At 66.5% G+C, this 18371-nt stretch carries 13 protein-coding genes; 10 read left to right on the top strand and 3 right to left on the bottom strand.

Annotated elements, in window-relative coordinates:
- Positions 1 to 63: 63 nt before the first annotated feature.
- Entirely contained in the window at positions 64 to 1551 is a 1488-nt protein-coding gene (locus DLM85_RS09110) for a TPM domain-containing protein (protein WP_111477798.1), read from the top strand.
- Between the two features lie 80 nt (positions 1552 to 1631).
- Complete coding sequence (locus DLM85_RS09105) at positions 1632 to 2177, top strand: GNAT family N-acetyltransferase (protein ID WP_111478045.1); 546 nt, start codon at positions 1632 to 1634, stop codon at positions 2175 to 2177.
- Between the two features lie 87 nt (positions 2178 to 2264).
- Here the strand turns inward: DLM85_RS09105 and DLM85_RS26190 are convergent, their stop codons facing one another.
- Positions 2265 to 5372: an SBBP repeat-containing protein gene (locus DLM85_RS26190; RefSeq protein WP_111477797.1), complete on the bottom strand. Its 3108-nt coding sequence runs from the start codon at positions 5370 to 5372 to the stop codon at positions 2265 to 2267.
- Positions 5373 to 5930: 558 nt separating this feature from the next.
- Between DLM85_RS26190 and DLM85_RS09095 the strand changes: the two genes are divergently transcribed.
- From DLM85_RS09095 to DLM85_RS09090, 3 genes are all read left to right on the top strand, one after another.
- Positions 5931 to 6848, top strand: coding sequence for a carboxypeptidase-like regulatory domain-containing protein (locus DLM85_RS09095; protein WP_111477796.1), 918 nt, complete (start codon positions 5931 to 5933; stop codon positions 6846 to 6848).
- A gap of 281 nt (positions 6849 to 7129) precedes the next feature.
- Positions 7130 to 7969, top strand: coding sequence for a HipA family kinase (locus tag DLM85_RS26340; protein WP_424321691.1), 840 nt, complete (start codon positions 7130 to 7132; stop codon positions 7967 to 7969).
- Positions 7966 to 8877, top strand: a complete 912-nt coding sequence (locus DLM85_RS09090; protein ID WP_111477795.1) for a DUF3037 domain-containing protein — start codon at positions 7966 to 7968, stop codon at positions 8875 to 8877. The genes DLM85_RS26340 and DLM85_RS09090 overlap by 4 nt, the downstream gene beginning before the upstream one ends.
- 61 nt (positions 8878 to 8938) lie before the next feature.
- On the opposite strand, the gene DLM85_RS09085 is transcribed toward DLM85_RS09090, so the two are convergent.
- On the bottom strand, positions 8939 to 10984 hold the full coding sequence (locus DLM85_RS09085) for an amidohydrolase family protein (RefSeq protein WP_111477794.1): 2046 nt from the start codon (positions 10982 to 10984) through the stop codon (positions 8939 to 8941).
- Positions 10985 to 11136: 152 nt separating this feature from the next.
- Between DLM85_RS09085 and DLM85_RS09080 the strand changes: the two genes are divergently transcribed.
- Positions 11137 to 11649, top strand: a complete 513-nt coding sequence (locus DLM85_RS09080; protein WP_111477793.1) for a cold-shock protein — start codon at positions 11137 to 11139, stop codon at positions 11647 to 11649.
- A 181-nt stretch (positions 11650 to 11830) separates the two neighbouring features.
- Here DLM85_RS09080 and DLM85_RS09075 read toward each other — a convergent pair whose 3' ends face one another.
- Complete coding sequence (locus DLM85_RS09075; protein ID WP_111477792.1) at positions 11831 to 12376, bottom strand: DUF1697 domain-containing protein; 546 nt, start codon at positions 12374 to 12376, stop codon at positions 11831 to 11833.
- Positions 12377 to 12890: 514 nt separating this feature from the next.
- On the opposite strand from DLM85_RS09075, the gene DLM85_RS09070 reads away from it, so the two are divergent.
- From DLM85_RS09070 to DLM85_RS09055, 4 genes are all read left to right on the top strand, one after another.
- A complete protein-coding gene (locus DLM85_RS09070; RefSeq protein ID WP_111477791.1) occupies positions 12891 to 15122 on the top strand; it encodes a beta-1,3-glucanase family protein in 2232 nt (743 codons plus the stop codon).
- Positions 15123 to 15543: 421 nt separating this feature from the next.
- Positions 15544 to 16401 carry a DUF922 domain-containing protein gene (locus tag DLM85_RS09065; RefSeq protein ID WP_111477790.1) on the top strand — a complete coding sequence of 286 codons (858 nt, stop codon included), beginning with the start codon at positions 15544 to 15546 and terminating at the stop codon, positions 16399 to 16401.
- Positions 16402 to 16573: 172 nt separating this feature from the next.
- Complete coding sequence (rlmF, locus tag DLM85_RS09060; RefSeq protein ID WP_111477789.1) at positions 16574 to 17560, top strand: 23S rRNA (adenine(1618)-N(6))-methyltransferase RlmF; 987 nt, start codon at positions 16574 to 16576, stop codon at positions 17558 to 17560.
- Between the two features lie 316 nt (positions 17561 to 17876).
- Entirely contained in the window at positions 17877 to 18317 is a 441-nt protein-coding gene (locus DLM85_RS09055; protein WP_111477788.1) for a VOC family protein, read from the top strand.
- Positions 18318 to 18371: the final 54 nt, after the last annotated feature.

Below are 18371 nucleotides of genomic sequence, written 5' to 3'. Positions count from 1 at the left end.
GCGGGGCTCTATCTTGCCGCCCGTTGCGGCCCGATCCTGCCGCCCGACTTGCGCCCTTCCCCGATGCTTCGCCTGCTGTTTCTGCCCGCCTTCCTGCTTCTGCTGCTCGCCGGTGCACCGGCCGCCGCGCAGGCCCCCGATGCGTACCTGACCCGGGTTCCCGACCCCAAACGGCTGGGCGAAACCTACGTCAGCAACCCCGACGCGGTGCTAAGCCCGGCCACCGTGCAGGACTTGAACGCCACGCTGCAAGCCCTGGACCAGAGCGGCCGGGCCCACATCGACGTGGCGGTGGTCAGCAGCATCGGCGAGGCCGTGCCCAAGACGGCGGCCACGGCGCTGTTCAACCGGTGGAAAATCGGCGACCAGACCAAGGACAACGGCCTGCTCATCCTGCTGGTGATGGACCAGCGGCGCGTGGAGTTTGAAACCGGCTACGGGCTGGAGGCCGAGCTGCCCGACGTCATCTGCTACCGCATTCAGCAGCAGTACATGGTGCCGGCGCTGCGGGCGGGGCAGACGGACGAGGCCGTGCGCCAGGGCGTGGCGGCCGTTATCCGCCAGCTCAGCACCGGCCGGTTTGCCGCGGCGGGCGCCGATTCGCTGGCGGCGGACGGGCCCGCCGCGGCCGCCGACGATGCCGCGGGCCTGGCGCTGACCGACGTCGGCAGCGCGCCGGATTCGGAGGACAATATCCTCGTCATCGTTGCCGGGGTCGTGGCCTGCCTGGCCGCGCTGCTCCTGTACGGGCTGCTGTGGTACTACACCACCCAGGGCAGCCCGCACCGCTACGCCGCGGCGCTGGTGCTGCTGGTGCCGGTGGGGCTGGCGCTGGCCCTGCCCTTCACCGACGATGCGGGGCGCGGGGCGGCCCTGCTGCTGGGCTTGGGCTATCTGCCGCCCTGGCTGTACACGCTGTGGCATTTGCGGCGCGTGGAGCAGCAGCGGCGCGGGGCGTGGGCGGCGCTGCCGCGGCACCAGCAGCACCAGCTGCTGCAGCGGGCCCACCACGGCCTGGGCTTCACGGCCTACGCCTTCGCGCTGCCGCTGGCCTGGTACTGGCCCCGCCACCGCCGCCGCATGCAGGAGTTGCGCGAGGCGCCCTATGCGTGCCCGCACTGCGGCCAGCCCATGCGCCGCCTCGCCGAAACCGACGACGACGCCCACCTGCACCCGGGGGAGCGGGTGGAGGAGCGCCTGCAGTCCGTGGACTACGACGTGTGGCGCTGCGCGGCCTGCCAGCACACGCTCAAGCTCGATTACCAGAACCTGAGCACCGACGCCGAGCCCTGCCCGAAATGCCACTTCCGCACGTTTCAGGACGCGGGCCAGCAGGTGATGCAGCGGGCCACTACCCACTCGGCGGGCTGGGGCTGGCACCGGCACCGCTGCCGCCACTGCGCCTACGAAACCAAGGAGCGCTACGACATTCCGCGCATTTCGGAGTCGTCGAGCAGCTCCTCATCGGGCAGCTCTTCCTCCGGCGGCTCCTCCTCCAGCAGCAGCTCGGGCGGCTCGTCGGGCGGGGGCGGGGCGGGCAGCAGCTGGTGAGGGGCGGGAGCGAAGGTTCGCGAGCAGTGGCCGTGTCGCGAAAAGCTGCCTTCTTGCGGGCCTGACTGCCATTGGTGCCCATGCCCCCTACCCTTTCCGTGCGCGACTTGCGCGCTGACGACATTGCCCGCATTGCCGAGTACTGGCTCACGTCGCCGCCGACCCACCTGACCAGCATGGGCGTGGACCTGGCCAAACTGCCCGACCGCGCCGGCTGGACGGCCATGCTGGCGCAGCAACTGGCCACTCCGCTGCCGGAAAAGCAGTCGTACTGCCTGATCTGGGAAGTGGACGGGCGGGCCGTGGGCCACTGCAACATCAACCAGATCCGGCCCGGCGAACAGGCCTATATGCACCTGCACCTCTGGGACGCCGCGGTGCGCCGCCAGGGCTACGGGCGGCAGTTGGTGCGGCTGGCGCTGCCGCGCTTTTTCGCAGCCTACGCGCTGCAGCGGCTGTATTGCGAACCGTACGCGCTGAACCCGGCGCCCAACCACACCCTGGCCCAGCTGGGTTTCCGCTTCGTGCGAGAGCACGTGTGCACGCCGGGCAGCATCAACTTCGAGCAGCCGGTGAAGCTCTGGGAGCTGCGCCGCGAGGACCTGCAGCGGCTGGAGCGGGCGTAACAGCTTAAAAAGGTCCGGCGCAAACAGCAACGGCGCCCGCCTGCCTTGTGCAAACGGGCGCCGTTGGCGTTCGGGGAGCAGCCGCAGTTAGTTCAGCAGCAGCTGGCCGGTGTGCGTGCCGGCGGCCGTGCGCAGCTGCACGGTGTACACACCGGCGGGCAGCGCGGGCAGCTCCAGCGTGTGGTCCAGGCGGCGGGCAAGCAGCGGCCGGGTTTCGTGGCGCACCAGCTGGCCCAGGCTGTTGAGCACGCGCAGCTCGGCCGTGGCGCCCGACAGGTCGGTGGCCAGCAGGCGCACGTGGCGGCCGGCGGCGGGGTTGGGGTAGAGCTGCAAGGGAGTCAGGCGGGCCACCGGCCGCTGGCTGGTGACGACGGCCGGCAGGCGCGCCACGAAGCCGCGCTCCTTGCCCGAAGCCGCTGAGGTCAGGCTGAGGGCGCCGAAGCTGGCCGTCGGCCCGTCGAAGTAGCCGCTCAGGTACAGGTTGCCGCTGGCGTCGGCGCTCAGGCCCTGGCCAAAATCATTACCCGCTCCGCCGGCCTGCGCGACCAGGAGCCAGTTTCCGGCCGCATCCAGTTGGGCCAGGAACATGTCGTTGATGCCGTTGGCGGTGAGCGAGGACGCCCCAAAGCCAGCCGCCGTACTGGCAAATGAGCCCATCAGGCAGGGCGTCCCGTTGGGGGCCAGCACCAGCCGCTGGGCCACGTCGTAGTCGGCGCCGCCGGCCGAGCGGGCCCAGAGGGCGTTGCCGCTGGCATCGAGCTTGGCCACGAACACGTCCGCGCTGCCGCGGTTGGTGAGGGTGCTGCTGCCCAGGGTGAGCGGGCCGCCGAAGAAGCTGCCGGCCACGTAGAGGTTGCCGGCGGCATCCAGGGCTACGTCGGCCACGTTGGCCCCCACTTGCCGGGCCCAGAGCCAGGTACCGGCCGGGTCGATTTTGGTCACGAAGCCGTTGCTGCCCGGGTTGGTATTGCTGAGGGAAATGGCGCCGAAACCAAGCGTATTGCTGACCGTGGAGCCGACCAGGTACGCGTTGCCGGCCGCGTCGAGGGCCAGGCCGCGCACGTCGTCCTGGGCGGAGCCGACGGCCTGCCGGGCCCAGAGCCAGGTGCCGCTGGCGTCGAGCTTGGCCACGAAGGCATCGGGGGCGTAGCCGGAAGTGGCGGTGAGCGAGGTGCTGCCGAAGGTGGCGGTGCCGCTGAAGTAGCCGGCCAGCCACACGTTGCCGCTGGCGTCGGTGGCCAGGGAGTTGCCGTAGCGCGGGTTGTTGGCGCTGGAATACGAATAGGTACCGATGCTGCGGGCCCAGAGCGGGGTGCCGCCGGCGTCGAGCTTGGCCACGAAGGAGTCGTGGCCGAACGCGGTGGTGGTGAGCGTGATGCTGCCCAGGGTAAGCGTACCGGCAAAGAAGCCCGTCACCAGCACGTTGCCGCTGGCGTCGCGGGTCAGGTCGTATGCCACGTCGGGGCCGGCGGTGCCGAGCTGCTGCACCCAGAGGTAGTTGCCCTGGGCATCGAGCTTGGCCACGAAGGCGTCGTCGGTGCCGCGGCTGGTGAGCGAGGTGCTGCCGAAGGCAACGGTGCCGCTAAAGGAACCGACCACGTAGAGGTTGCCGCTGCCGTCGGGCAGGGACTGGGTGCACTGGCTGCCGCTGCCGCCGTTGTCGGGGGCGCGGGCCCAGAGCCAGGTGCCGGCGGCGTCCATTTTGCCCAGGAAGCTGGCGGTCCGGGTGCCGACGCTGAAGCTGTTGGCGCCGGTGAGGGTGGTGCTGCCGAGGCGGACCGCCTCGCCGTAGGTCTCCCCGATCAGCCAGACGTTGCCGGCCGCATCGGCGCCGAGGCCCGCGCCCTGCTCGGATACGGCGCCGGTCGACTGCCGGGCCCAGAGCCAGGTGCCGCTGGCGTCGCACTTGGCCACAAAGACGTCACTATAAACGGGGGCCTCGGAAGCATTGGTGAGCGTGGTGCTGCCGAAGCCGATGGCCGGGCCATTGAACTGCCCGCTCACGTAGGCGTTGCCGCTGCCGTCGAGGGCCAGCCCGCTGAGGCCGGTGATGGAGCCGTAGCTGAGGGCGCCGCTGCTGCCGGAGGCGCGGGCCCACAGCCAGCTACCGGCGGCGTCCATCTTGCCCAGGAAGACGGAGTAGCCGGTGTAACCCGCCGTACCGGCCGCGAGCGTGGTGCTGCCCAGCGTGAGGGTGTTCTGAAACTGGCCGGCCAAGTAGACGTTGCCGCTGGCATCGGGAGCCAGGAAAGGCAGGGCGCCGAGCTGCCGGGCCCAGAGGTAGGTGCCGGCCGCGTCGAGCTTGGCTACGAAGGCCGTGCCGGCCGCGCTGGCCGTGAGGGTGGTGCTGCCCAGCGTAACCGAGTTTTGAAAGTAGCCGCTGAGGTAGACGTTGCCGCTGGCATCGGTGGCCACGTCGCGGCTCCCGTTGGTGCCGGTGCCGCCGACCTGTTTGGCCCAGAGCCAGGTGCCCGCGGCATCCAGCTTGGCCAGGAAGGCAGAGGTGCCGTAGGAGCCGGTGCCCGCGTTGGAGAGCGTGGTGCTGCCGAAGGTGGCGGTGGCCGTGTTGAAGCTCCCCGTCAGGTAGGCGTTGCCGGTGGCATCCACGGCCAGACGGCTGGTGCCCGTGTCCATGCGGCGGGCCCAGAGCCAGGTGCCGTTGGCGTCGAGCTTGGCCACAAACTTGTTGTCGACGGCAGGGGTGGTGGTGGTGAGGGTGGTGCTGCCGAAGGTGGCGGAAACGCTGGCGGGGGTGGGCCCGGTGACGCGGTAGCCGAAGACGCCCGTCACGTAGGCGTTGCCGGCGGCATCCACGGCCAGGGCCCCGATGCCGTCGCCGTCGGGGCCGCCGGCGCTGCGCACCCAGAGGTAGTTGCCCTGGGCATCGAGCTTGGCCACGAAGGCGTCGCCGGCGCCGTAGTACACGTAGGGCTCGGTGCTGCTGAGCGAGAGGCTGCCGAAGCCCGTGGTGCCGATGAAGTTGCCGGCTATGTACACGTTGCCAGCCGCGTCGCGGGCGGTGGCGTTGATGGAGCTCTGGCTGTTGAAGGGCGAGGCCACGGTGCCGGTGGCCCAGGCGGCGCCGAAGGCGGGCGTGGTCTGGGCGTAGGCGGCGCTACCGGCCAGCAGCAGGAGCAGCAGCAGCCAGGGCGCGCGGCGAATGATAAGCCGGAGAGCGGGTAAGGGGTGCTTCATGCGGTAAGTGAAGGTGATAGAATCAGGAAGGTTAATCAGGTGAGCGGGCGGGCACCGCCCGGGCAGCACGCCCGCCCACCGCGCTAAGCTAGTACGCCGGCACCGGGCGCCCAACGGCGCCCAGCCGGCGGGCGGGCCGCCCGAACGGGTTGATTAGACATTTCGGGTAGCGTTTAGGAATCGTTTCGGGCGAGGCAGGAACGATTTCGGGCGAGGCAGGAGGCTTTTCGGGCCGGGCAGGAACTGGTGCGGGCAACCGGAGAGGCGGCGCGGGCCCGACTGAAAAGGCTGCGGGCGGGCCAGAAAGCCCCTCGGGCGGGGCCGAAGCCGCTGCACCGGGCCGGGCCGTGGCTGTGGGGCTGGGGGCGGGTGGCCCGCAGCGGCGGGGCAGCGGGGGAAGGCAACAATGGCGCTATCCGGGACGTTGGCGACGGGGCTTTTTTGTACTAATCTTTTATTGAAGCCGGACTATTGGAAGTGCATAGCGGCCGATTACATTTGGCTTAACCCGCATTGGGCCCACTAGCTTACCAACTGTTTAAGATGGCTAATTTACCAATGGCACAGGGCGACCTGGCCCTCGTGCTGCCGCTGGCGTGGCAGCAGTATCAACAACATCAGGAACGCTTTGCGGCCTATAAGCGCGGCTACACGCCGGAGCTGGCCACCAAGGCGCTGGCCGAGCTGCAAAAAGCGCAGCAGATGCCCGGGGCGCAGGCGCGCGGGGCGGCATCGGAGCGCACCCGCGGCGGGCTGGTGACGCAGGCTGACGAGTTTTTGGCGGCCTGGCAGCTGCTCGATGGCTACATCGAGGAAGCTAACCCCGAGCCGGGGGCCTACCGGGCCATGCGCGACGCGGCCGGCTACCGGCACTACGAGGCGGCGGCCAAGCACGACTGGACGGCGCTGGAGCAGCTGATGGCGGCGGCCCTGGCCTACGTGCAGCAGTACGCCGCCGAGCTGGCCGACCGGGGCGAAATGCCCGGCACCTTCGCGGCGGAGCTGGCGGAGGAAGCGGCCGACGTGCGCACGCTGCTGCGGCAGTTTATGCAGGAGAAGGGAGCGGCGCAGGCGGGCACCACCACGCAGCAAACGGCGCTGCTGGCCCAGTACGAGGCCTACCAGAAGATGAACCGCGACGCGCAGCGCATCTTCCGCAAGGAGCCGGAGCTGGCGCGGCAGTTTCAGACGGAGTACCTGCTAAGCCTAGTGCGCGGCACCGGGCAGGCAGCGGCCCGGGGCACTCTCACCGACCGGGCCGGCCAACCGGCCGCCGGGGTGCTGGTGCAGGCGACGGGCCGCGACGATTTCGCCGTGTCGGACGAGGACGGGCGCTTCCTGCTGCCGCTGCCGGCCGGTACTTATTCGCTCACGCTCAGCGGGGCGGGCATCACGCGGCAGGAGCTGCCGGGCGTGGTGATTGAGCCCGGCGTGAAGAAGCGCGTGGATGCGACGGTGACGCGGGCGGCGGTTTGATTCTGTGGTTTCTTGGGCAGCCGGGGTTCCGCTTGGGCGGGGCTCCGGCTGTTTTCATTTTGGACTTGGTATGAATAATTTTACTGCACTTTGAATAGCCCAAAATGTGTAACTAACCTAAAGTACAGCTAAAGACATGTACTGAAGACATATAACAATCTATATTTGGAGCTTCTCCTATTTAACGTCGCAAGCTCGAATTGCTATTTACCAATCTTCAATTTATATATTACCCTGTGCACAATGGCAATTTCAAGCTGTTACGACATCTTAGTTTGTAGATGCTGAGGCCACCAGAACCGCTCCGAGTTCGGACAGTACACGATGTAGTAGAAACAGCTCATCGTCCATTATTGGTAATGGCCGAAAATGGGAGTCTATACTACCTAAAATACGCTCGCCACCAGCTCTATGAGCTTAAGTGCGAATGGTTATGCCACTACTTACTCAGGCTGTGGGGCATTCCTACTCCTGATATAGCGGTGCTAACCGTGCCACCGGAAATATTTCCGACTTTTCCACCAGCTGCTCAATCGACCACGCGATACTTGCAGCAGCCTGCTTTCGGTTCGAAGCTCATACCTGGAGCCATTGACAGTAGTGACTTTATCCAGCAAGGCACCTTATCGGAGCTTGCGACTCTGTCGAACCCGGACGACTTACTATGGATTGCTCTTTTTGACGCTTGGGTAGCAAATGATGATCGGCGAGCCAGTCACCACAACTTAATCATAGCGCCAGCTCCCATAGCTGGCAGAAACAGTCTACAATGCTGGGCTATCGACCATGCATTCACGTTTACTTCTCAGCCGTTTCAGTATCTAGACCATACGGAAACCTACTTCAGCTTTAACACCAATGTGTCTCAGGCAGCGGTAGCAAGATCGGTCCTAAATCAATGGAAAGAGAAGAGGCCTCTCTTATGGGCTAGCGAGTTGAAGGAGGGGTATTATCTTCGCATCCGCCATTGCCGTCACCAGTTCGCCTACGTATGTAGCTTGCTGCCCGCTCCTTTCCATTTAAGCGAAGTAGAGCAAACTCATTTATTCTACTTTCTGTTCTGTCAGAGACGCTTAGAGCTGCTCTGGGATGATTTTTTTGCTTCTTTACCTCAGTCATGAACACACCTGCTTTTTACACCTTGTTGCGCGTCGTGCCCAACCCGGCATCTGGCGAAGCTGTGGTGGTAGGGTTGGTAATGTTCGATGGTACGCAGCACGAAATGAGGGTTTCAACACGTAAGTTGAAGCTAGCGCTGTTGCTTGCACGCCATGCAGAAGCATCCATTCGCTATGCAGTAAGGCAGTTGGAAGCGCGTGTAGAGGTTGATACTGCTGCTAGGCGCCAAGCGCTGGTAACTGATCAAAAAGCTGGCCTAACTAGGTTGATGAGCCGCAGTGATTGGGAGTACTTAACACGCTACTCCAACGGCTTGGTACGCTTAGACGCACCAACAAACGTAGCGATATTTGAGAGTGAGGAACCAATAGCCGTTTTCAATCAACTGTACACGAATTTGGTAGACGCTACTGAACCGTTAAAGCAGCCTCGGCGTCGGCTATTGGTCAAGGCTTCAGTAAAGACGCTAATTCAGCGTGTAAAACCGCAGGTTCACACAAACATCGTTCTTACTCCTAAGCTGCTACCGGATTTGTTCTTCAATCTACGCTTAGACTGCGTGGGTATGAATGGCTCATTGATTGGTGCTCATAGCCTGCCTCTAGACCAGTTAGGCATTGATACTCTTCAGCAACATTTCAGCGAATGTCGATTTGCAATTAAAAGCTTGACGGAACATTATAAGCCCAAAAAACCTCAATCAAACGTCTTGTATTTGTTAGCTGATGAACCAGACGAACGCGCTGACCCAGATAAACATAAGTTTTGGCGCGCTATTCAAGGTGAACCAATGTTAAAAGTTCTCCCTACTGATGAAGCTGAGTTAGTTGCTGATCAAATAGAACAAACTGGCGCTCGGACATTTCTTAAAACGGACCCTGCTCAACAGGAAACAGAACAGACAGACTAGCCTACAACAAAAACGCGCGAAGCTCCCATAGCTTCGCGCGTTTTTGTTGCCCGTTCCTTGCTCACCCCCCAAAATCCGCCAGCTTCCGCATGCGCGCCGGCTCGTACACTTGGCCGTCCTTGATGACGAGCCGGACGCGCCGGACGTTGCGGATTTGCTGCAGCGGGTTGCCGTCGAGGATGACGAGGTCGGCCTGCTTACCGGCTTCGATGGAGCCCGTGCGCTGCGCCTGCTGCATGACGCGGGCGGGGGTGATGGTGGCGCACTGCAGGGCCTGCAGGGGCGTCAGGCCGGCCTGCACGTAGAGCTCCAGCTCGCGGGCAAGGCTGCTGCCGGGAAAGCCCATGTCGGTGCCGGCCACGATGGGGATGCCCGCGTCGTGGAGGCGGCGGGTGAGCTGGCCGAAGCTGGCGAGGATGGGCCGGGCCTGGGCGGCGCGCTCGGGGGTGGTGCCCATGCTCTGAAACAGCGTTTGTAGAGGCTGGGGCAGGCGCTGGAAGTCGGGCTCGATGGCCGTGATGTCGTCCTGGGTGCTGCGGGCGGTGAGTTCGTAGACGCCGAGGGTGGGGTCGACGACGGTGCGGTGCCGCTGCAGGAAGCCGATGACGCGGGTGGCGGTGGTGTCGTCGAGCACCAGGGTGCGGTCGGGGCGGGTGGTGAAGAGCTGCGCCACGAAGGGCAGGTGGTTGATCTGGTCCATGCCCGCCGCAATGCCCTGCAGGGCCGTCATGCCGTCGGGGATGTGGCCGGTGACGCTGAGGCCCTGCCGGTGCGCTTCCTGGCAGATGGCCTGCACCACCTCGGGGCGCAGGGAGCTGTAGAGCTTGATCTGCTGGAAGCCGGCGGCTTTGTAGCGCTGCACCACCTGGGCGGCTTCGGCGGCCGAGTTGGCCCGCACGATGCCCAGGGGGCGCTTGCCGTCCCCGTCGATGATGCCGGCCTTGAGGATGCGCGGGCCCACACCGCGGCCCGAGTTGATGGCCTGCTCGATGGCGTTAATGTAGCTGAACTCGTTGCCGCAGTCGCGCACGGTGGTGACGCCGGCGGCCAGGTAGGCCGGCCCCCATTCGGCCTGCTGAAAGTGGGCGTGCATATCCCAGAGGCCCGGCACGATGGTTTTGCCCTCGGCCGGAATGACCCGGGCCTGCCGGGGCACGCGCACCTTGTCGGCGGGCCCGACGCGGGTAATCTGGCCGCCCTCCACCAGCACCGTGGCGCGGGGCAGCGAAATACCCCGCACCACGTCGATAACGGTGCCGCCGACGATGGCCAGCACGGCGGGGTTGGCCGGTTTGGCGGCGCCAGGGGCGGAGCCGGGCACCGGGCCGGCGGCCATTTCGGCGGCGAAGAGGCGCATGCCGTGGGTGGCGGCGCGGGCAATGAGCGTGGGCAGCAGGGCCGCGTAGGGCTGGCGCAGCATCTCGATTTTGTCGCCCTCGGCGTCGTTAGTGATGATGCAGGCGAGGCGGCCCTCGGGGTCGGTCCAGAGCAGCTCGTTGCCCCACACCAGGCCCTTGAGCACGTAGCGCGTAAGCACCAGGGGCCGGTTCTCGAAGCTGAGCGTGTCGTGGCCGTCCTCGCGGATGCGCACCGCGCCGGTGGGCAGCAGGGGCAGCGTGGCGGGGCGGCCGTGCTGCTGCCAGTAGCGCAGCAGCAGCCACTGCCCGGTGGCGGGCGCGTAGCCGGCGGCGGGAAAGTGGGCGGCGCCAGGGTTGAGCTTGAGGTCGGTTACAGCCTGGCCCTGGGCGTGCTGGACGCGCAGGCGCGTGCCCCCGTCGAGCACCTGCAGCGAGTCGTTGATGGTGGAAAAGCGGGAGGTATTGCCCTTGGCCACCAGGCCCAGCGGCTCGCCGCCGGGCGTGAGCGTGAGGCGCGCCCGCAGCGGCACCGGCGTGCCGCGGTCGACGAAGCGAAACTGCACGTCGTAGGTGAGCTGCCGGGCCGAGCGGGTGAGGCGGTAGGTTTCCTTGCCGATGCGCTGCTCAAACTTGTGCAGCAGGAAGGTGGCACTGTCGGCGGGCGGGGGCAGGGCGGGCACCTGGGCCCGGGCCGCGCCGGCCAGCAGACTGAGGGTCAGCGCAGTCAGCAGGGGCAGAGTTTGTTTCATCGGAGGCGAGATAGTGGCGGCAGCGGGGAACAAAGTGAGGGGCTTTGCGCGCTATTACAAGGTGGCAATTGTTTTTTGCCCTATCTTCATCCGTCTGCCGGCGGCCCGCGGTTGCTACGCGGCCCGGCAGCATTCATTCCCTGCACTAAATCATGGCAAAAGGACAAGAAGGATTTAACAAACGCGAGAACGAGAAGAAACGCCAGAAAAAGCGCCAGGAAAAGGAAGGCCGCCGCGAGGAGCGTCAGGCCAACGCCAAAAAAGGCCAGAACCTGGAAGACATGATGGCTTACGTCGACGAGTTCGGCAACATCACCTCCACCCCGCCCGACCCCAACAAGAAGCGGGAGGAAATCAGCCTGGACGACATCCAGCTCGGTGCCCGCCGCCGCGACGACGACGACGCCTCGGGCTCGTCGGTGCGCACCGGCATCATCACCAACTTCAACACGGCCAAGGGCTACGGCTTCATCAAAGACCAGCAAAGCCAGGACAGCATCTTCGTGCACATCAACGAGCTGATCGACAAGGTGCGCGAGGGCGACAAAGTGACCTTTGAAGTGATGCGCGGCCCCAAGGGCCTGAACGCCACGGGCGTGCGCCGCTACGAAGCGCCGGCCCCGCCGGCCGCTCCGGCAGCCCCGGCGGCTCCCGCCGCAGAGTAGGCCACCCCTCCCGCTCCCTGGCTTCCGCGGAGCAGGAGAAGCCGGACGTCAAGCCCCCAATAAAACCGGCCCGCCGCTCTTTGGAGCCGCGGGCCGGTTTTGCGTTTGCTGAGCAGCGCTCAGTGAAATTCCGTGCCGCCGGGGCTCCCCTCGCTTCTGGCGCGGGGGCCGGGGGCCGGGGCTACTGCCGGGCGGCTTCCAGGATTTTGGCGGCCGTGTGCACGAAGCGCGTGGTGGTGAGCCGGCCCAGGGTTTTGTCGAGAAAGGCGGTGGACGAGGGCGCGCGGCCGTCCTGCAGGTGCCACACCACGAAGGCCTCCTGCCCGGTGAGGTGGACGATTTCGTACTCGCCCCGGGGTGAGCGGAGCGGCAGCGCGAGGCCGGCGGGGGCGGGCTGGGCCAGCAGCATCAGGCAGCGGCGCTGGGTATCGGGGGCCGGCTCGGGGCCGAAGGGCTGCCCGGCCAGCAAGTGGGCCAGCTCGTCGGTGGTGCGCAGGAAGGTGGGCACCGGGTAGCCCAGGGCCTGCTGCAGGTGCTGCTCGATGCGGGCCGTGAGCGGGGCGCGGTCGAGGTCGGCGGGGGCGTCGAAGAACACGTTGCCGGTCTGAATGTAGCTGCGCACGCGCTGCAGGCCGAGGGCGGCAAAGTGCTGGCGCAGCGCGTCCATGCTCACGCGGTGCCCGCCCACGTTGATGCCGCGCAGCAGGGCAATGTAGGTGGTCGTCATAGGCGGGCAAGCTACGGAAAAGGCCGCCGCGCGGGGCGGCCGGGCCGCGGCGGCCCCGGAGCCGTACCAGCCGGCTGGGGTAAGTGCAAAAAAAATCAGCCCGGCCGATTGTTTTTTATCCGCTGCGGGCGTGTGGCGTAACCGGCGGCCGAAGCGGCCGCGGCCCGCCCGCCGACCAGAAAGAACGGGGAACCGGATGAAAAAGGCGGGGCCTGGCAGCCGCCCGGCCGCGTGTGCGCTAAGCGTGCAGCGGCGGCTGCAGCCGGCTGCCAGGGCCCGTAACGCCATTTTTATTTCCGGGTAAAAGCCCATTAGCTTAGGCGCCGCAGCCCGGGCCGGCCGCTGGTTTGCCCGCCCCCGGCGCCCCGTTGGCGCCCCGCTGCCCCGCCGTTTCCGCCGATTCTGTCACCGCCCCGCCGCTATGGCCGGGAGGCCGGTGTGCGCCTGCTTTTCCCGGTGCTGCTGCGGCGCATCGGGCGTGCTTCCTACCATTTCCCACCACAACCAACTCCCCATGAAAAGAATTACCCTTTTGTCAGTGCTGACTGTGCTGCTCACGGCCCTGCTCGGGCCGCTCGGCGCCCGGGCCCAGGGCAGCATTCCGTTTACCATTGCCAACAACTCGCCCTACGCCGACGCTGACCTGTACGTGGCCATCGTGGGCATCGACGGGGCCGGCAACCACGTGTGGATCAACGCCGCCAACGGACAGGTGCTGCCCATGGCCGCCTCGTACAACACCGTGACCGGGCCGACTTACAACGGCAACACCGGGCCGGGGCAGAACTCGAAGTACGCGGCCTGCTTCACGCGGCTGAGCAGCATTCCGAACAAGACGTTTACCCTGCCCTACATTGCGGGCTGCCGGGTGTTCATTGCGCAGGGCCAGCAATTGTACCTGTATTTCTTTGGGGCCTCCGGGGCGCCCTCGGGCTACGCCGCGCCGGATTTTCAAAACCCGAACGACCCGAACAAGGGCATCCGCTACGAGTTCATCGAGCTGACCAACAACCAGTACGGCTTCTTCGGCAACACCACGCGGGTGGACTCCTACCACTACCCGATGGGCCTGGAGCTGTGGGGCAACGGCTTCTACAAGCGTGCCGGCGAGCTGAAAAGCCACGCCGACATCCTGGCGGCCTACCAGAGCTTCGCCCCGACGGAGTTTCAGGGCCTGCGCAACGCCACGCTCGGCACCATCACCTGCCCGGGCAAGTCGGCGCCGTTTCAGACGGGCGGGGCCTACGTGAACTACTTCGGCCCGTACATCGACGCCATCTGGAACAAGTACGTGAACGAGGACCTGATTTTCTACGCCGGCGACGCGGGCGTGTTCAAAGGCCGCATCAGCAACGGGCGGCTGACGGTGGTGGGCCAGTCGGGGGCCTTTGCGGGGCGTACGGGCATCGTGGCGCGCAAGCCCACGACGCAGGAAGTGCTGGAAGGCAAGGGCGCCCTCGACAACCGCGTGGGCGACGGGGACTGTGACCTGGTGGTGCAGTCGCAGCTGTGCGCGGCCATCAACCGCCACGTGGTGAGCACGGCCGCCAACCCGGGCCAGCAGAACTGGTACAACGCCAGCCAGTACTACCTGACCGGGCCGGCCAACTACTACGCCCGCTTCTGGCACCAGGGCGGCATCAGCGTGGATAACCTGGGCTACGGCTTCGCCTACGACGACGTGAACGACCAGTCCTCCACCCTGCACACGCCCCAGCCGACCAAGGTGGTGGCCACGTTCGGGGGCTTCGTGGGCATCGGGCAGCCGCCGGTGGCGGGCGTGGCTACGATGTATAAGGACTGCAACTACCTGGGCACCGCCACGGCCCTGCCGGTGGGCGACTACAACCTGGCCGCCCTGCAGAGCCGCGGCATCCTGAACGACGACGTGTCCTCGCTGAAGGTGAACAGCGGCTACGAAGTGGTGCTCTACGAAAACGACAACTTCAGCGGCAGCGCCCTGACCGTGGGCAGCGCCGGCAACGGCTGCCTGGTAAATAACCCGCTGGGCACCGGCAACTGGAACGACAAAGCCACCTCGCTGCGGGTGCGCGCGGCCTCGGCGGGCTTCAGCCTGACGCTGCAGGCCGAAGCCGCCAACGTGAACAACGGCATGACGGTGGAAACCTGCACCGACGCTGGCGGCGGCCAGAACATGGGCTACGTGGACGCGGGCGACTACCTGGTGTGGAACGGCATCAGCATCCCCACCACCGGCTCGTATACCATCGAATACCGGGTGGCCAGCGGGGCCGGCGGCGGCACCATCTCGGCCGATCTGAACGCGGGCTCGATTCAGCTGGGCAACACCGCCATTCCCGGCACCGGCGGCTGGCAGACCTGGACCACCGTCTCGCGCACCGTCACGCTCAACGCGGGCACCTACAACTTCGGCATTTACGCCCAGTCGGGCGGCTGGAACCTGAACTGGGTGCGCCTCACCCGCAACGCCGCCCGCGAAACGGCCGCGGCCACCCTGGCCCGGCCCGACAAGGCCGAGCCGGCGGGCAGCCTGCAGACGGCCGTGCTCTACCCCAACCCGGCCGTGGACCAGCTGCACCTGCGCACCGATGCCCCGCTGACCGGCGCGCAGTACCGCATCCTGAACCACTACGGCCAGCCCGTGGCCAGCGGTGCGCTCGGGGCAGCCGGCACGCTGGACGTGACCAGGCTGCCGGCCGGCGTGTACACGCTGACGGTGACGGGCAAGGGTGGGCAGACCGTAACGCGTCGCTTTATGAAGTAAGCCGCCGCGGCAATTAGCATTTCGAAAGGGCTGCCCCGGCGTGGAGCAGCCCTTTCGATGTTACTGGGGTTCAGCAGAGCCATCCGAAATTTTCGGGGCGCAAGCCTGGTCAGGCCGTCGTGTCGCGCGCAGCCGAGGCCTTTCGCGCGCCGACGTTGCGCCTCGGGTGCGGGTGGCCCGATCATCGATTGCCCAGAGGTTGCCCCCCGGGCTGGTGAGGATGCAGGCGAAGCGGTAGTGCTGCTTGGCTACGCCTTCCTGCGCTTCGACTGCGCTTAGCCTGACGTAGCGGTTATGCCGCCCACCGCGCAGGGGCTGCCGGTTTTTTGCGAACTTTGCGGGAATACTCCACCCCAACCTGGGGCCGGGCGGGCTGATTTCAGCTGCTCTGCGCGGCTCCGCGGTCTTCGTCTATCCTTCTATGAAACGCATTGCCGCCGCTGTCTGGCTCACCCTGAGCCTGCCGGCCTGCGCCCCGAGCGTAGTAGTGAAAACCACCGCCCCCGCGGCCCAGGCCCTGCCCGAGCAGGAAGGCTTCGTGGTGGTGAAGGCAACCGAGCCCTTCGAGGCGCCCGCCCAGGAGCTGGGCACCATTCAGATCAGGGACGCGGGCCTTTCCGTCGACTGCGAGTACGAAACCGTGGTGGCGCTGGCCAGCGCCCGGGCGCGGCAGCTCGGGGCCAACGTGCTGCGCATCGACGAGCACCGCCCGCCCAGCCCCCTGGGCAGCACCTGCCACCGCCTGCGCGCCCGGGCCCTGCGCGTGGCCGACGTGACGCCCTACGAGAAGGAGCTGCTGTGGCACCCGCTGCGCCCCCTGCGGCGCGCCGACTTCAAGGGCAGCCCGGCCAACCGCCCCTTCGAAGCGGCCACCAACAGCGGCATCCGCTACCACTATGCCGGCCGCCTCTACACCGGCGCGGTGCAGCTCAGCATCGAAACCTACTTCGACTGCCAGAACTCCTACTTCAAGGGCACCCGCGACGCGGAGCAGACCCTGGCCCACGAGCAGCTGCATTTCGACATCAGCGAGGTGTACGCCCGCCAGCTGACCAGGCGCTTTCAGGAGCAGACGCCCGATACCCGGGAGCTGACGCGCCGCCAGGACGCGCTCTACCAGCAGGTAATGACGGAGTGCCAGACCCTGCAGGACCAGTACGACAGCGAGGTGTACGCCGACCGCAGCCGGCAGGCCGCCTGGCGCGCCCGCATCGACCAGGAGCTGCGGGCCCTGCAGGCCTATGCCGCCAAGCAGCTCAGCATCAAAATCAAGGTCTGAGCCCCCACGCGGCCGGCCCCGGCGGAGCACCGGGGCGGCGGCTGCAGCCGTCCGGGGCTGCCCGCCGGGGCCACGGCGCGCACCTCGGCGACGGGCTGGCTAGCTTTGCGCCCGGCGCCCCGGCTTTCGGACCGGCGCCGGCCATTCATTCCTCCTTTTTTGCGCCCGCCCTATGCTGCCAGCTTCTGCCCCCTCCCCCGCCGATAAGGACGGCCTGCACCCGCGCAACCGTCACCGCGGCCGCTACGATTTTGCGCAGCTGGTGGCGGCCTCGCCCGCGCTGGCGCCCTTCGTGACGCCGGTGGCCCACGGCGAGGCCAGCGTGGACTTTGCCGATCCGGCCGCCGTGAAAGCCCTCAACCAGGCCCTGCTGCGCCAGTTTTATGGCATCGACCACTGGGACGTGCCGGCCGGCTACCTCACCCCGCCCATTCCCGGCCGCGCCGACTACCTGCACTACCTGGCCGACCTGCTGGCCGTCGACAACGCGGGCGCGGTGCCGCGCGGCAAGGGCATCCGGGTGCTCGACGTGGGCGTGGGCGCCAACTGCATCTACCCCATCATCGGCCACCACGAGTACGGCTGGCGCTTCGTGGGCACCGAGGTGGACCCGCTGGCCGTGCGCGTGGCCCGGCAGATCGTGGCGGCTAACCGCGCCCTCAGCGGCGTGGTGGATATCCGCCTGCAGCCCCACGCCACCGACATCTTCAGCGGCGTGGTGAAGCCCTCGGAGCACTTCGACCTGACGTTGTGCAACCCGCCCTTCCACGCCTCGGCGGCCGAGGCCGAAGCGGCCAGCCAGCGCAAAACGCGCAACCTGGGCACCGGCCGCGGGGCAGCACCGGCGCTGAACTTCGGCGGCCAGGCCCATGAGCTCTGGACGCCCGGCGGCGAGGCCACCTTTCTCTGGCGCATGGCCGAGGAAAGCGCCCACCTGCGCCCCAACTGCTACTGGTTTACCACGCTGGTATCGAAAAAGGACACGCTGCCGGGCCTCTACAAGTCGCTGCAGAAGCTCGGGGCCACCGACGTGCGCACCGTATCGATGGCGCAGGGCCACAAGGTGAGCCGCTTCGTGGCCTGGACGTTTTTAAGCACCGAGGAGCGGCAGCAGTGGCGGCAGAAGCGCTGGGCCGCACCGGCGGCACCGGCCGTCTAAGCGCAAGGCCGCTGTAAAAGAACGTCATGCTGAGCGCAGTCGAAGCATCTCTACCGAACGGTTTCGTGCACACGAAGCGGTAGAGATGCTTCGACAGGCGGACACCAGATGGAGCATGACGTTCTTTTATCCCCTATCCCCACGCCTTCTAGCGCGGATGCGGCAGCCCCGCCGGCTGCCGACTCATCAACCCTAATCCGCACCCCGAATTGCTAAAAATTTTGTCGCAAACCACCCCGCAGGTTGTCGCATTCAGCCTGCCCGCAGGGCTGCTTGACGCCGTATTTTTGCCATATAACCACTTAACCCCACGACCATGGCAACTAAAATCTTTGTCAACCTGCCCGTCCGCGACCTGAACGCCTCCGTGGCGTTTTTCACCCGCCTCGGCTACCAGTTCAACCCGCAGTTCACCGACGAAAAAGCCACCTGCATGGTCGTCAGCGACGACATCTACGTGATGCTGCTAGTAGAATCCTTCTTCCAGACGTTCACCCCGAAAGCCGTTACCGACGCCCGCCAGGCCAACGAAGCCATCATCTGCCTCTCGGTCGACAGCCGCACCGAGGTCGACCGCCTCGTCGACGCGGCCCTGGGTGGCGGGGCCCGGTCGCTGCCGGATGATGAACACGGCGCGGAATTCATGTACGCCCGCAATTTCGAGGACCTCGACGGCCACCTCTGGAATATCCTCTACATGGACCCCAGCTTCGTGCAGCAGCCCGAGGCTGCTGCCCCGGCCGAAGCCCGGGCGTAACGGCCGGCGGCCGAAAATGCCGTCGGCTTACCTTACTTGGCTCCGGCCCTACCA

The organism is Hymenobacter edaphi, from assembly GCF_003258365.1.
Lineage (GTDB): Bacteria > Bacteroidota > Bacteroidia > Cytophagales > Hymenobacteraceae > Solirubrum > Solirubrum edaphi.
Note: the sequence above shows the minus strand (reverse complement) of the source record. Positions and strands in the feature narration are given on the sequence as shown.

Coding starts and splice junctions, on each gene's coding strand:
- DLM85_RS09110 (WP_111477798.1), top strand. CDS start 64: ATGCTTCGCCTGCTGTTTCTGCCCGCCTTCCTGCTTCTGCTGCTCGCC.
- DLM85_RS09105 (WP_111478045.1), top strand. CDS start 1,632: ATGCCCCCTACCCTTTCCGTGCGCGACTTGCGCGCTGACGACATTGCC.
- DLM85_RS26190 (WP_111477797.1), bottom strand. CDS start 5,372: ATGAAGCACCCCTTACCCGCTCTCCGGCTTATCATTCGCCGCGCGCCC.
- DLM85_RS09095 (WP_111477796.1), top strand. CDS start 5,931: ATGGCACAGGGCGACCTGGCCCTCGTGCTGCCGCTGGCGTGGCAGCAG.
- DLM85_RS26340 (WP_424321691.1), top strand. CDS start 7,130: ATGCTGAGGCCACCAGAACCGCTCCGAGTTCGGACAGTACACGATGTA.
- DLM85_RS09090 (WP_111477795.1), top strand. CDS start 7,966: ATGAACACACCTGCTTTTTACACCTTGTTGCGCGTCGTGCCCAACCCG.
- DLM85_RS09085 (WP_111477794.1), bottom strand. CDS start 10,984: ATGAAACAAACTCTGCCCCTGCTGACTGCGCTGACCCTCAGTCTGCTG.
- DLM85_RS09080 (WP_111477793.1), top strand. CDS start 11,137: ATGGCAAAAGGACAAGAAGGATTTAACAAACGCGAGAACGAGAAGAAA.
- DLM85_RS09075 (WP_111477792.1), bottom strand. CDS start 12,376: ATGACGACCACCTACATTGCCCTGCTGCGCGGCATCAACGTGGGCGGG.
- DLM85_RS09070 (WP_111477791.1), top strand. CDS start 12,891: ATGAAAAGAATTACCCTTTTGTCAGTGCTGACTGTGCTGCTCACGGCC.
- DLM85_RS09065 (WP_111477790.1), top strand. CDS start 15,544: ATGAAACGCATTGCCGCCGCTGTCTGGCTCACCCTGAGCCTGCCGGCC.
- rlmF (WP_111477789.1), top strand. CDS start 16,574: ATGCTGCCAGCTTCTGCCCCCTCCCCCGCCGATAAGGACGGCCTGCAC.
- DLM85_RS09055 (WP_111477788.1), top strand. CDS start 17,877: ATGGCAACTAAAATCTTTGTCAACCTGCCCGTCCGCGACCTGAACGCC.